At 64.3% G+C, this 13,316-nt stretch carries 14 protein-coding genes and 4 tRNA genes; 6 read left to right on the top strand and 12 right to left on the bottom strand.

Annotation, left to right across the window (positions count from 1 at the left end):
• Positions 1–280 precede the first annotated feature (280 nt).
• The 7 genes from ACPTTF_RS04965 to rph all read right to left on the bottom strand — a co-directional run bounded on the left by ACPTTF_RS04965 (position 281) and on the right by rph (position 4,932).
• Entirely contained in the window at positions 281–772 is a 492-nt protein-coding gene (locus ACPTTF_RS04965) for an energy transducer TonB family protein (protein WP_423370456.1), read from the bottom strand.
• Between the two features lie 355 nt (positions 773–1,127).
• The gene (locus tag ACPTTF_RS04970; protein WP_166957337.1) at positions 1,128–1,421 is read right to left on the bottom strand and encodes a hypothetical protein; all 294 of its coding nucleotides are present in this window, start codon (positions 1,419–1,421) and stop codon (positions 1,128–1,130) included.
• A gap of 232 nt (positions 1,422–1,653) precedes the next feature.
• Complete coding sequence (locus tag ACPTTF_RS04975) at positions 1,654–2,049, bottom strand: hypothetical protein (protein WP_166957339.1); 396 nt, start codon at positions 2,047–2,049, stop codon at positions 1,654–1,656.
• 142 nt (positions 2,050–2,191) lie between these two features.
• Positions 2,192–2,279, bottom strand: a tRNA-Ser gene (locus tag ACPTTF_RS04980).
• 44 nt (positions 2,280–2,323) lie between these two features.
• Positions 2,324–3,538 (bottom strand): radical SAM family heme chaperone HemW, encoded by a 1,215-nt coding sequence (gene hemW, locus ACPTTF_RS04985; protein WP_423370457.1) that lies wholly within the window; start codon positions 3,536–3,538, stop codon positions 2,324–2,326.
• 34 nt (positions 3,539–3,572) lie between these two features.
• Positions 3,573–4,199, bottom strand: a complete 627-nt coding sequence (rdgB, locus tag ACPTTF_RS04990) for an RdgB/HAM1 family non-canonical purine NTP pyrophosphatase (protein ID WP_174951033.1) — start codon at positions 4,197–4,199, stop codon at positions 3,573–3,575.
• A gap of 1 nt (position 4,200) precedes the next feature.
• Positions 4,201–4,932 (bottom strand): ribonuclease PH, encoded by a 732-nt coding sequence (gene rph, locus ACPTTF_RS04995; protein ID WP_059695881.1) that lies wholly within the window; start codon positions 4,930–4,932, stop codon positions 4,201–4,203.
• 173 nt (positions 4,933–5,105) lie between these two features.
• Here rph and ACPTTF_RS05000 point away from each other — a divergent pair, with 173 nt between their 5' ends.
• The 4 genes from ACPTTF_RS05000 (at position 5,106) to ACPTTF_RS05015 (ending at position 9,402) form a co-directional block, all read left to right on the top strand.
• Positions 5,106–6,029 (top strand): YicC/YloC family endoribonuclease, encoded by a 924-nt coding sequence (locus ACPTTF_RS05000; protein ID WP_175951626.1) that lies wholly within the window; start codon positions 5,106–5,108, stop codon positions 6,027–6,029.
• Positions 6,030–6,035: 6 nt separating this feature from the next.
• Positions 6,036–6,710: a guanylate kinase gene (gene gmk / locus ACPTTF_RS05005; protein WP_166957387.1), complete on the top strand. Its 675-nt coding sequence runs from the start codon at positions 6,036–6,038 to the stop codon at positions 6,708–6,710.
• Positions 6,711–6,768: 58 nt separating this feature from the next.
• Positions 6,769–6,972, top strand: coding sequence for a DNA-directed RNA polymerase subunit omega (rpoZ, locus tag ACPTTF_RS05010; RefSeq protein WP_006025620.1), 204 nt, complete (start codon positions 6,769–6,771; stop codon positions 6,970–6,972).
• 63 nt (positions 6,973–7,035) lie between these two features.
• On the top strand, positions 7,036–9,402 hold the full coding sequence (locus tag ACPTTF_RS05015; protein WP_166957389.1) for a RelA/SpoT family protein: 2,367 nt from the start codon (positions 7,036–7,038) through the stop codon (positions 9,400–9,402).
• A gap of 195 nt (positions 9,403–9,597) precedes the next feature.
• Here ACPTTF_RS05015 and ACPTTF_RS05020 read toward each other — a convergent pair.
• From ACPTTF_RS05020 to ACPTTF_RS05030, 3 genes are all read right to left on the bottom strand, one after another.
• A tRNA-Arg gene (locus tag ACPTTF_RS05020) sits at positions 9,598–9,674 on the bottom strand.
• 60 nt (positions 9,675–9,734) lie between these two features.
• Positions 9,735–9,811: transfer RNA gene (locus ACPTTF_RS05025), tRNA-Arg, on the bottom strand.
• Positions 9,812–9,878: 67 nt separating this feature from the next.
• Positions 9,879–9,955 (bottom strand) — tRNA-Arg (locus tag ACPTTF_RS05030).
• 129 nt (positions 9,956–10,084) lie between these two features.
• On the opposite strand from ACPTTF_RS05030, the gene greB reads away from it, so the two are divergent.
• Positions 10,085–10,648, top strand: a complete 564-nt coding sequence (gene greB, locus ACPTTF_RS05035; protein ID WP_423370459.1) for a transcription elongation factor GreB — start codon at positions 10,085–10,087, stop codon at positions 10,646–10,648.
• 83 nt (positions 10,649–10,731) lie between these two features.
• Here the strand turns inward: greB and ACPTTF_RS05040 are convergent, their stop codons facing one another.
• Entirely contained in the window at positions 10,732–11,877 is a 1,146-nt protein-coding gene (locus tag ACPTTF_RS05040) for a porin (RefSeq protein WP_423370460.1), read from the bottom strand.
• Positions 11,878–12,378: 501 nt separating this feature from the next.
• On the bottom strand, positions 12,379–12,645 hold the full coding sequence (locus tag ACPTTF_RS05045; protein WP_043181783.1) for a hypothetical protein: 267 nt from the start codon (positions 12,643–12,645) through the stop codon (positions 12,379–12,381).
• 393 nt (positions 12,646–13,038) lie between these two features.
• Here ACPTTF_RS05045 and ACPTTF_RS05050 point away from each other — a divergent pair, with 393 nt between their 5' ends.
• On the top strand, positions 13,039–13,242 hold the full coding sequence (locus ACPTTF_RS05050) for a cold-shock protein (RefSeq protein WP_011351289.1): 204 nt from the start codon (positions 13,039–13,041) through the stop codon (positions 13,240–13,242).
• Positions 13,243–13,316 lie beyond the last annotated feature (74 nt).

Here is a 13,316-nt window from a genome sequence, read left to right on the forward strand (position 1 = left end):
GGGCGGTCGGCTGAGCGTGCGGTCGGGCAGGCGGATGCCTGCCGGGTGCAGCCGAGCGAATGATGCGGATGACGCGGTGGCGGCGTGGACGCGCGCCGTGGCGCGGACGTCACCCGCCGGTCGACGATGGAGACGGGTACGTCGCCGCCGCCCGGTGCCGGCGTGGTCGGCTCGCATGCCGGGTGGGGCGCGCGAACGCGCGCGCGGCGTGATGGCCGCGCGATTGCGGAAAATTATAGCCAGCGCTGCCGCGCACCGGCAATCGCGGTGCGGCGGCCGGTCAGTCGATCGATTGCGCCTGCGCCGACGCGGTGCTTTGCAACTGGAAGTGGCCGTCGTCGTTGAAGAGCCAGCCTTCCATCATTTCGAGCCGGCCGTTTCCGTCAAGCAGTCGCGACGGCGGCGGCGGCAGCGGCGCCGAGCGGCGCAGCGACGCGAGCGCGAGCGCCTCCGCTTCGCTGTCGCCGTTGCTGCGATAGACGGACGCGTTGACGAGCCGGCCGCTGCCATCGACGGTGAAGGCCACGACGACGAGCGAACGGAGCATGGCCTGCGGCGTGCCGCGCAGCATGCCGGACGGATTGCGTTCGGCAACTCGCCGCGCGACTTCGACGCGGTATTGGTCGAGGCTGCCGCTGCGGGTGATCGACGGAATCGTCAGGATCGAGTGTAGCGACGGAGGCGGTGTGATCGTGCACGCCGCGAGCAGGGCGACGACGGCCAGTGCAACGGCACGCAGCCGGTCGACGCACGAACGGGGAAGGGGGCGCATGGGAGGCTAGCCAGAAGTGACTATAGAAAAATGATAGGCGCACGGACGCAAGCCGATATCGGGAGAAACGCATAACGGGCGATGCCGGGCGTTGCGATCGCTGATGACGGGGCGGCGCTCGCCCGCGCATCGCGATGTGACGTGACATGTGACAGCACGCTCGCGCGGCCGCCGCACGTGCGCATCCCGGCGTGCGTGTTGCAAGGCTGAAAGAAAGGCCAGGCACGCGAGTGGCACGCAGGCACGTGGCGATGGTTCGGCCGTTGCGCGTTGCGCAACGTGAGGGCGCGGCGGTTGCCGCAGGCGGTACCGCGGCGGACGCCCGCGCAATCGTCAGTGATGCGTGCCGCTTGGCTCAGAAGCCGTGCGTGACGAGTGACAGGATCGACAGGTCGGGGTGCGTGCCGTCGATGATGCTCTTGCCGATGTGCACGGCTTCGTGGACGGCTTCATCGAGGCTCGCGAAGCTTTCCTCGCCGTCCGCGTGGAATGGCACCGCGTGGCCGGGCAAGGCGGGATTCGCGCCCGGATGGCACACGTAGCCGGTGTAGGTGTAGCGCGTGTCGCTGCCGGGCACGGCAGCCGGCACGACATGGACCTCGAAGCCTTCGTAATCGACGTGTTCTGTCGGTATCGGCAGTTCGGTCATGGTGATCTCCGTGTACCGCACGCAGGGGTGGCGCGCACGGTATCGAGTACGCGGCGGCGGTTGTGTCGCCGTGTTGATCGAATTCTAGGTGATCGAGCGGCCGGCCGGGAGGCTTCCGGCGTGGTGCGGCGCGACGACGGGCCGCTGCCCGTGCCCGTGGCTCCGGTGCCGCGCGGGACCTAGTGCGAACGCACGTGCCGTTTCGACGGACGGGTTCGCGCGCGGCGCTGCATTATTGCTTGCAGCGTGCGTCCTTGCGCTGCACGACGATGATTACCGGGTATTTCTGGCCGTGGTCGAGCTCCACGCGTGCCACGACGGTGAGCGTTGCCGGATCGGAGTCGTCGTACACGCTGACCTGGTCGTTCCGGAGGTAGGTCACGCCGGTGCAGTTCGACGTGCGTCCGTCGTCCCCTACCTTGCACTGGAGGTCGTTGTCCTTCAGGTAGTTGTAGGGCGACGGGCTCGCGAGGTATTCGCTCAGGCCGCGCGGCGAGCCGCCGACGCCGGTCACGTATGCGATCGCGCACGACGCTTGCGCGTCGCTGCCGGACGCGGTGTCGGCCGCCGCGTGCGTGCTGACGGCAGCGAGCATCGCGACGAGCGACGAGACGATGAAGGGCTTCATGACGTGGGTTTCCCGTTTCGCGAATCGGAGCGCCGGATTGTAACGGCATCCGGCAGGACGCGTCGGAACGTGGAGGAGGGGCATGCGCGGACCAACAAAAAACCCCGTCATTCGGCGAATGGACGGGGTTTGGCGAACTTCCTGGCGGAAGCGGTGAGATTCGAACTCACGGACGGTTTCCCGTCGCCGGTTTTCAAGACCGGTGCCTTAAACCGCTCGGCCACGCTTCCACACGAGGCGGCATTGTAACCGAAATGCCGCCTCGTTCATTCCTTCAATCGTCGCGCAGGAACAATTCCTGCAGGTCGTTGAGGAAACGCTGGCCGAGCGGCGTCGGCGCGATCTGCGCGAAATCGCGTGCGATCAGCCCGCGCCGTTCCGCTTCCTGCAGTGCCGGCTCGATCGTGCTCATCGGCAGGCCGGTGCGTTCGGCGAAGCTGTGTACGGGGAAGCCCTCGACGAGCCGCAGCGTGTTCAGCATGAACTCGAACGGCAGGTCGCGCGCGCCGACTTCACGCTCTTCCTGTACGGCCGTGCCGGCCATCGCCTGCTCGATGAAGGTCGCCGGATGCTTGTAGCGTGCCTGCCGCAGGATCCGGTTCGGGAAAGACAGCTTCGTGTGCGCGCCCGCACCGATCCCGAGATAGTCGCCGAAGCGCCAGTAGTTCAGGTTGTGCTTGCACTGATGATTCGGCTTTGCGTACGCGGACACTTCGTAGCGCCCGTAACCGGCCTCGGCCGTGCGTGCGTGAATCCACTCCTGCATGTCGGCCGACGCGTCGTCGTCGGGGACGACCGGCGGGAACTTCGCGAACAGCGTATTCGGCTCGAGCGTCAGGTGATACAGCGACAGATGCGGCGGCGCGTACGACAGCGCGGTCTCGATGTCGGTACGGCATTCGTCGAGCGTCTGGTTCGGCAGCGCGAACATCAGGTCGAGGTTGAAGTTGTCGAAGTTCTTCGCGGCGATCTCGACGGCCCCGCGCGCCTGCGCGGTGTCGTGAATCCGGCCGAGCGCCTTCAGGTGCGTTTCGTTGAAGCTCTGGATGCCGACCGACAGTCGATTCACGCCGCTCGCGCGGAACTGCGCGAACTTCGCGGCCTCGAACGTGCCCGGATTCGCCTCGAGCGTGATCTCGGCATCGGCGTCGAGCGGCAGCAGTGCGCGCACGTCGGACAGCAGCCGATCGAGTCCGGCCGCCGACAGCAGGCTCGGCGTGCCGCCGCCGATGAACACGGTATGCACCTGCCGGCCCCACACGAGCGGCAGCGCCTGCTCGAGATCGGCGCGCAGCGCGTCGAGATACTCGGTTTCCGGAAACCGTTCGCCTTTCCACTCGTGCGAGTTGAAATCGCAGTACGGGCACTTGCGCACGCACCACGGGAAATGCACGTACAGCGCGAGCGGCGGCAGCGACGTAAGCCGCACCTGGCCGGGCGACGTGAAGGTCGCGACGACGCGCGCGCCGGTTTCCGCGGCCTGGCTCATGCAACCTCCTGCAGCGAACGGGTATCGGGCGCGCTCATGCTTCCTCCGCGAGCCGCGCCAGCAGCGCCTTCAGCGCCAGCGCGCGGTGGCTGTGCGTGTTCTTCACGGCCGGCTCGAGTTCGGCGGCCGTCGCGCCGAGCGACGGCAGGTAGAAATACGGGTCGTAGCCGAATCCGTGCTCGCCGCGCGGCGTATCGACGATCTCGCCGGCCCAGCGCCCTTCGGCGAACAGCGGCTCGGGATCGTCCGCATGGCGCACGAGCGCGAGCACGCAGCAGTAGTATGCGCGCCGGTCGTCGACGCCGTGCAGCTGCTCGACCAGATACGCGTTGTTCGCCGCATCGCCCTTGTCGCGTCCGGCGCGCTGCGCGTAACGCGCCGAGTAGACGCCCGGCGCGCCGCGCAGCACGCGCACGCACAGGCCCGAATCGTCGGCGATTGCCGGCAGCCCGGTGAGCCGCGACGCGTGGCGCGCCTTCGTCAGCGCGTTCTCGATGAAGGTGCCGAACGGTTCTTCCGCCTCGGGCACCGCGAGGTCGCCCTGCGGGACGATCTCGATGCCGACCGTCGAGAACAGCGCGGTGAATTCACGCAGCTTGCCGGCGTTGTTCGACGCGAGAACGATGCGCGACAGCGGCGCGATGGTGTGATCGTCCGGCATGTCAGGCGCCCAGCACGTCTTTCTGAAGCTGCACGAGTTCGGCGATCCCGCCTTGCGCGAGGTCGAGCAATGCGTTCATCTCGGCGCGCGAGAACGGCACGCCTTCGGCCGTGCCCTGGACTTCGACGAAGCCGCCGGCGCCCGTCATCACGACATTCATGTCGGTGTCGCAGCGCGAATCTTCCGCGTAATCGAGGTCGAGCACGGGCGCGCCTTCGTACACGCCGACCGAGATCGCGGCGACGTGGTCGGTGATCGGCGAGCGCGTGAGCTTGCCGGCCGCGATCAGCGTCGACACGGCGTCGTGCGCGGCGACGAATGCGCCGGTGATGCTCGCCGTGCGCGTGCCGCCGTCGGCCTGGATCACGTCGCAGTCGATGTGGATCGTGCGCGGGCCGAGCGCTTCGAGGTCGAACACGGCGCGCAGCGCACGGCCGATCAGGCGCTGAATTTCCTGCGTGCGGCCGGTCTGCTTGCCGCGCGCGGCTTCGCGGTCGCTGCGCGTGTGCGTCGCGCGCGGCAGCATGCCGTATTCGGCGGTCAGCCAGCCTTGCCCGCGGTCGCGCAGGAAGTCGGGCACGCGCTCGGAGACGCTCGCGGTGCAGAGCACCTTGGTGTCGCCGAATTCGACCAGCACCGAACCTTCGGCGTGTTTCGTGTAGTGGCGCGTGAGGGCGACCTTGCGCAGTTCGTCGGCGCGGCGGCCGCTCGGGCGGGAAACGGAGGACGTCATGTGGGAATCGCGGAACGAGAGGAAACCCCGATTTTAGCGCTGAACGGCGGGCTTGCCCGGCGAGGTGGTCCGCAAAAATGGGATAATGCGCGCTTCCCGCCCCGCGCTTTCCGATGCGCCGGGCGCCTCGACATATCCCTGCCCGCGAGGGCACCCAGACGGCGAGACGAACCATGATCTACAGCATGACGGGCTACGCGAGCGCGACGCGCGAACTCGCGACGGCCACCGGCAACGGCGGCACCAGCGTGTCGGTCGAACTGCGCACCGTGAACTCGCGCTTCCTCGACCTCAATTTCCGGATGCCGGACGACGTGCGCGCGTGCGAACCCGCGCTGCGCGAAATGCTGATGAACAAGCTGTCGCGCGGCAAGGTCGACATCCGCATCAACCTGCAGCGCGGCGAGCAGAGCATCGGCGCGGGCGCGCTGAACCAGTCGGCGCTCGGCCAGCTCGCCGAGCTCGAACGTTCGGTGCTCGACACGTTCCCGGGCGTCGGCCGCCTGCGCGCGGGCGAGATCCTGCGCTGGCCCGGCGTGATCGCCGAGAGCGGCGTGTCGGCGGAAGCGATCCGCGATGCCGTGCTCGCGTGCGGCAAGGAAGCAATCGGCGAGCTCGTCGTCGTGCGTTCGCGCGAAGGCGCGCAACTGGCAACGATGCTGCTGACGAACGTCACCGAGATGGAAGCGATCGTCGCGCGCATCACGCCGCTCGTGCCGGAGCTGATCGCGAAGCACCAGCAGAAGATCGTCGAACGGCTGCAGGAGGCACTCGGCATCGCGGCGCCCGAAGGCAGCTCGACGATTGTCACGCGCGAGGAAGCCGCTGAGCGCATTCGTCAGGAAGTGACGATGTACGGGATCCGGATCGACATCGCGGAAGAGCTGTCGCGGCTCACCGCGCACCTGAACGAAACGCGCCATGTGATCGAGAAGGGCGGCCGCGTCGGCAAGCGTCTCGACTTCATGATGCAGGAATTGAATCGCGAAGCGAACACGCTCGGCTCGAAGGCGGCGGCGAAGGAACTTGCCGACGCGTCGATGGCGCTCAAGCTGCTGATCGAGCAGATGCGCGAGCAAGTGCAAAACCTGGAGTAACGCAAGATGATCCACCCCACTCACGACGCGCATACGCTTCACGCGGGCGTCTATCCCGGCAACCTGTTCATGGTCATTGCGCCGTCTGGCGCCGGCAAGTCGACGCTCGTGAATGCGCTGCTGTCGAAGGACAGCGACATCTGCCTGTCGATCTCGTACACGACGCGCAAGCCGCGCCCGGGCGAGCAGGACGGCCAGCACTATCACTTCACGACGGTCGAGGATTTCCGCACGCGCCACACGGCGCATGAATTCCTCGAGAGCGCGGAAGTGCACGGCAACTACTACGGCACGTCGCGCGTGTGGATCGAAGAGCAGATGAAGAACGGCCACGACGTGCTGCTCGAAATCGACTGGCAGGGCGCGCTGCAGGTGAAGAAGCAGTTCCGCAACGCAGTCGGCATCTTCATCCTGCCGCCGTCGCTCGACGCGCTCGAGGAGCGCCTGAAGAAGCGCGGCCAGGACGAGCCGAACGTGATCACGCGCCGCCTGCTGGCTGCCGGCAGCGAGATCGCACACGCGTCCGAAGCGGAATACGTGGTGATCAACGAGAATTTCGACCGTGCGCTCGCGGAACTCGAATGCATCGTCGCGGCCACGCGCCTGCGCTTTGCTTCGCAGTACGCGCGACACACGGAGCTGTTCATCGAGCTCGGCATCCATCTGCCCCACGCGGAATGACGCGGGGGACGAGGGACATAAGGTAGAATAAGGACTATATTCAGAAGGAATTACCACCATGGCTCGCATTACTGTCGAAGACTGCCTGAAGCAAATCCCGAACCGCTTCGAACTGGCGCTCGCCGCCACCTATCGCGCGCGGCAGCTCGCGCAAGGCCATACGCCGAAGATCGAAAGCCGCGACAAGCCGACCGTCGTCGCGCTGCGCGAAATCGCTGCCGGCCAGGTCGGCGTCGAGATGCTGAAGAAGGTGCCGGTGTAACGCGCATCCGGCCCGTTCCAGCCATGTAATCCACGCGCGCAACGACTCGACCTGGAGGCGAATATGAGCACCACCCCATCGTCCGCCTCCGCGGATTCGACCACCGAAGCCACGGCCCAGTCGCCTGCGCGCCAGTACATCGACGCGGTTCTCGAACAGTCCTTCCGGCATCTGTTCGGGCCGACCGCCACACCGGAGCAGCCGCGCAAGCACGGCGTCGTTTCGATCGCGAAACTGACGTCCGTGCTTGCAGAGTATCTTCCTCCGGAAGAAATCAAAGAGGTCAAGGCGGCGTTCCATTTCAGCGACGAAGCCCACCTCGGTCAATATCGCCAGAGCGGCGAACCCTACATCACCCATCCCGTCGCCGTCGCGGAAATCTGCGCCGGCTGGAAGCTCGACGCGCAGGCCGTCATGGCAGCGCTCCTGCACGACGTGATGGAAGACCAGGGCGTGACCAAGAGCGAGCTGGCCGAACGGTTCGGCCCGAAGGTCGCCGAACTCGTCGACGGCCTGTCGAAGCTCGACAAGATGGAGTTCCGCAGCCGCGAGGAAGCGCAGGCGGAAAATTTCCGCAAGATGTTGCTCGCGATGGCGCGCGACGTGCGCGTCATTCTCGTCAAGCTCGCCGACCGCCTGCACAACATGCGCACGCTCGGCGCGGTGCCGATGGAAAAGCGCCGCCGCGTCGCACGGGAAACGCTCGACATCTACGCGCCGATCGCGCACCGCCTCGGGTTGAACAACACGTATCGCGAGCTGCAGGACATGAGCTTCGCGAACTTCAACCCGCATCGCTACGCGACGCTCGAGAAGGCCGTGAGGGCTGCGCGCGGCAACCGCCGCGAAGTGATCAGCAAGATCCTCGAGGCCGCGCAGCGCGCGATGGCCGACGCGAAGATCGACGCCGAGATCACCGGCCGCGAAAAGACCATCTACAGCGTGTACCGCAAGATGCGCGACAAGCAGCTGTCGTTCTCGCAGGTGCTCGACGTGTACGGTTTTCGCGTCGTCGTCGAGAGCGCGCTCGACTGCTACACCTGCATCGGCGCGCTGCACGCGCTGTACAAGCCCGTGCCCGGCAAGTTCAAGGACTACATCGCGATCCCGAAGATCAACGGCTATCAGTCGCTGCACACGACGCTCGTCGGCCCGTTCGGCGCGCCGATCGAGTTCCAGGTGCGCACGCGCAAGATGCACGAGATCGCCGAGGCGGGGGTCGCCGCGCACTGGCTGTACAAGAACGGCAGCGCGGATCTCAGCGACGTGCAGAAGCGCGCGCATCAGTGGCTGAAGTCGCTGCTCGACATCCAGAGCGAAGCCGGCGATTCGAGCGAATTCCTCGAGCACGTGAAGATCGACCTGTTCCCCGACGCGGTCTACGTGTTCACGCCGAAGTCGAAGATCATGGCGCTGCCGCGCGGCGCGACGGCGCTCGATTTCGCGTATTCGATCCACAGCGATCTCGGCAACCAGTGCGTGGCCGTGAAGATCAACAACGAGCTGCTGCCGCTGCGCACCGAGCTGAAGAGCGGCGACATCGTCGAGGTGATCACCGCGCCGTATTCGAAGCCGAACCCCGCGTGGCTCGGCTTCGTGCGTACCGGCAAGGCGCGCTCGGCGATCCGTCACTACCTGAAGACGATGCGCCTGAACGAGTCGGTGCAGCTTGGCGAACGGCTGGTCGACCAGAGCCTGAAAGGCTATGGTCTCGCGCTGGCGGATGTCGAACCGGAAGTGTGGGAGAAGCTCGTGCAGTGGACGGGCAACAAGAGCCGTCAGGAAATCTTCGCGGACATCGGCCTCGGCCGTCGCGTTGCCGCGGTGATGGCCAAGCGCATCGAGGTGCTGATGAGCGGCCGCGACGCGGACGACGATCTGCCGAAGTCCGAGCGGCATCCCGCACACCATGCGCCGCCGGTCGTGATTACCGGCACCGAAGGGATGTCCGTGCAGTTGTCGGCGTGCTGCCGGCCGATTCCGGGCGATGCGATCATGGGCTACATCGGCATCGGCCTGGGGATGGCGATTCATACGACCGATTGCCGCGTCGCGCAGCGTATTCATCGCCGCGATCCGGGCCGCTGGATCGACGTCGAATGGGCGCCGCAGCCGGGCCGCCTGTTCGATGTCGCGGTGAAGGCGCTCGTGAAGAACACCAAGGGCATCTTTGCGCGCGTGGCGGCGGACATCACGTCGGCCGACGCAAACATCGTGCATATCGCGATGGACGAGGATCTGACGCACGAGTCGACGGTGCTGCGCTTCGTGATCCAGGTCAGCGACCGCGTGCATCTCGCGAACGTGATGCGGCGCGTGCGAACCAATCCGGACGTGATGCGGATCATGCGCGAGCGTTCGACCGACGACGGCGCGCATGCGCGCCACGACGGCGGCATGCGCATCGAGCGCGAGCGTCAGGACTATTGACGCTTGCCCGCACGGGTGGATGATTGATCGACGGCGGCCATTGGCCGCCGTTTTCATTTGCGCGGCCGGCGTGGCGAACGTTCGGCGTGGCCTGCGTTCTTCCGGAAAGGGGTGCCGCGCAACCGTGGCCGTGCTGTGAGCGAGGGAAGGTGGGGGCAGAAAAAAGGGCTTTCCCGGAGGAAAGCCCTTTTAAGGTGGCGCGGCTGGCAGGATTCGAACCCACGACCCCTTGGTTCGTAGCCAAGTACTCTATCCAACTGAGCTACAGCCGCACGCAAAACGGTACTGCTTGACTGTCGGAACCTTCTGCGATGGGAAGGCCCCCAAAAAAATGGCGCGGCTGGCAGGATTCGAACCCACGACCCCTTGGTTCGTAGCCAAGTACTCTATCCAACTGAGCTACAGCCGCACGCAAAACAAAACTTCTACTGCTTCGAACTGAAAGGGCCTTCGGTTCGGAAGGCCCTCGAAAAAAGTGGCGCGGCTGGCAGGATTCGAACCCACGACCCCTTGGTTCGTAGCCAAGTACTCTATCCAACTGAGCTACAGCCGCACGCAGAAGCGAAATTATAGCAGGGTTGTATAAAAAGGGAAGCCTTATTCGTGAATTGTTCTGCACGGCCTTGCCGGGGCGCCCTTCGTGTACCCTTGGAGCATCAGTCATCCATGTTGAATCCGCATCATGAACAAGGCGTTTGTCAAAGAGTCGGACGGCGACGACGACGATCTGGACCAGGCCCAGCCCGCGATTCCGGCCGGCGCGAAGAACTACATCACGCCGGCCGGCCACAAGCGGCTGAGGGACGAACTGTTGAACCTGATCGACGTCGAGCGTCCCGAGGTCGTGCGGCTCGTGTCCTGGGCCGCGTCGAACGGCGACCGGTCGGAGAACGGCGATTACATCTACGGCAAGCGGCGGCTTCGCGAGATCGATCGCCGCATCCGCTTCCTGACGAAGCGGCTCGATCTTGCCGAAGTCGTCGATGCGAGCCGGCAGGAGAATGTCGACCAGGTGTTTTTCGGCGCAACGGTCGATTACGAGACGCCGGACGGAGAGGATCACACGATTACGATCGTCGGGATCGACGAGGTCGATCTCGACCACGGCTGCGTCAGCTGGATTTCGCCGGTCGCGCGTGCGCTGATCAAGGCGAAGATCGGCGATACCGTCATGCTGATGACGCCGGTCGGCCCGCAGCCGATCGACGTGCTCGACGTCCGTTACCCGGCGCCGGGCAACGCCTGAGCGACGCCCGGCGCAGTCCGGCAAAGAAAAAGCGCCCCTATGGGGCGCTTCGTCATCCGGCGTGCAGCGGATGTGCCGGTCGCTCAGAAGCGATGACGCAGGCCGGCCGTGACCGCGATCTGCTTGTTGGTCGATGACGCGGCGCCCAGTCCGTTGATGTTGGCGCCGAGGTCGAGACCGTCATTGTTGACCTTCTGGAATTCGCCCTGCAGGTAGACGTCGGTGCGCTTCGACAGCGCGTAGTCGGCTTGCAGGTTGAACTGGTGCCAGGTCGGCTTGTCGCCGGCCAGGCGGCCTTGCGTGTACGTGTAGGAGCCGGCGAGCGACAGTGCCGGCGTCAGCGCGTAGCGGCCGTTGAGTTCATAGTTGCTGAAACGCGCGGTTCCGCCGAGGCCCGTGATGCCGCCGGACACACCGGACTGGCCCGCGCTGATCGCGCGGATGCCGGTGAGGCGCGTCTGCGTGAACACGAAGCCGACCGTGGCAGGGCCGAACCCGTAATTCAGGCCGCCGCCCCAGGTACGCTGCACGCGCGATGCGAAAGTCCACTCGCCGGTCACTGCGCCCGGATCGGTCGCTGCCTGCGCGAGCGCATTCACGTCGCTGTTCAACTGCAAATAGGCCGCAGCGAAGTTGAAGCCCATGTAGCTGTACGACACGCCGCCGCTATAGGCACGGTTGTTCGCGAACGACGTCGAATTCGAGAACCCGTACAACGCACCGAACTTGAGCCCGCCGTAGTTCGCGCTCTGGTACTTGACCGCGTTGTTGATCCGGAACGAGTTGTTCAGGTTGTCGTTGTCGAACGGGTGAGCGAACTGCGTGCCGCCGTATTGCGTACCGGTCAGCGACAGCGGCCCGAGATAGTCGACGACGCTGTCGTACTGCCGGCCGAGCGTCAGCGAGCCGTAGGTGTCATTTGCGAGGCCGACAAAGGCCTGTCGGCCGAATTCCCGGCCGCTCTGCTTCAGCGCGCCGTTGTTGATGCCGAAACCATTTTCCAGCGTGAAGATCGCTTTCAGGCCGCCGCCGAGATCTTCGGTGCCGCGCAAGCCCCAGCGGCTGCCGTTGACCGAACCGCTCGTTTCCTGCCAGGCGCTGTGGCCGCCCTGATTGTTCGTGTAGGTGATGCCTGCGTCGATCAGGCCATAGAGCGTCACGCTGCTTTGGGCATGGGCTGCCGTAACGAATACACCCGACAACGCGGTGACGATCAGGTTTTTTTTCATGGATCTGTCTCCAAACAGGATGATGTCGATCGAACCTGCTGCGGACTGGCATGTTTTGCTTGACGCTGCGGCCGGTCCGGCAGAGCGGCGGTGCGCTTATCAAAAAGCCATCTGCAGTGTACGGAGTGCGTGAAGCGGGGAAGGGTCACGCTTTAAGCAATAATATATTTTGGAATCCGCAAAAATCGTCGAAGCAGCGCAAACGATTGCCCATCAAGGGTTTGCGGCGGTGCAGCGAAAGAAAGTGGAGATCAGGACTACGTAATGGGCGTTGCGTGATCGCGACAGGTAATCAGCAGCAGGCGATGGCGGTGATAGCGCGATTATTGACACATCGGCAATAGAGGTTTGTGTGGAGCATGGATAATGAAAGGTTGTTCTCTCGTTATACTGCGATCTCTGCTTTCCGAAGCAGACTTTTTCGTTGACGGAAAAGATCTCCAAACCTTTGTCGGCGCGACTTCCCAGTCGCGCTTTTTTTTTGCCCCGCCTCTGCGCGTGCTACTGCGCGTACGAGCGCCGCTTGCGCTTGGCCGCAGGCGCGGCCTCCTTGGCTTCGTTGGGGGGCGGCGTGTAGGTCCAGTCTTCCATCACGTAGTGACGGGCATCGAGGGGCGATGCGAGCAGGTTCTGCCAGTGATCGCCGTGCCAGGTCGTATCGAATTCGGTGTCGCACGGCGCTTCGCGCGCGGACTCGGCCAGGGCGCGGGACTTGCGGCGTACGCGCCCGAGCCGGCTCGCGAAGCGCTTGATTCCGTCCAGCCACATGACCTTCTCCTTCCTTCCGGCGTTGAGTGAGCATCGCAACGTCCCCGCATTTCTGCAACCCGGAAAAAACCCGAGGATTTTACCGAGGCGATTTGTCCCCGGTAGAATTTCCATGGTTGAAATAATCGAAACTCTCACCCCGGTAATGTTGACAGGTTTTTGGTGCAAATCAATTAATCAAAGGTGATGGTGTACCGATTCCAATGGCATTAGCGCTTTTTTGATAAAAGAATCGCTAAAAATTTTCTTGACGCACCTGGATTGTCCAATTTATAAAGTCAGCACTCCGTCCTCGGGCGGCGTGCTGGTGCGGGTGCTGGCGCAATGTTTCGGGATTTCGGGAAACGGCTATAAAAATAGCTTTTTTGATCTAATCGAGTGGGGAACGAAGACATGGATACCGGTATCGTGAAATGGTTTAACGATGCTAAAGGTTTTGGCTTTATTACGTCGGACAATGGCGGTGAAGATTTGTTTGCGCACTTTTCCGAAATCAAGATGGACGGCTTCAAGACGCTGAAGGAAAACCAGCGTGTTTCGTTCGACGTGAAAGTCGGGCCGAAAGGCAAGCAGGCAGCGAATATCCAGGCGGTCTGACGCGCCACGCATTGCCGATCACGTCCGGCCCCCGCATTGCGGGGGCTTTTTGCTTTCCGGGGACGGAACATTCC

The organism is Burkholderia crassaminum (assembly GCF_964265005.1).
GTDB lineage: Bacteria > Pseudomonadota > Gammaproteobacteria > Burkholderiales > Burkholderiaceae > Burkholderia.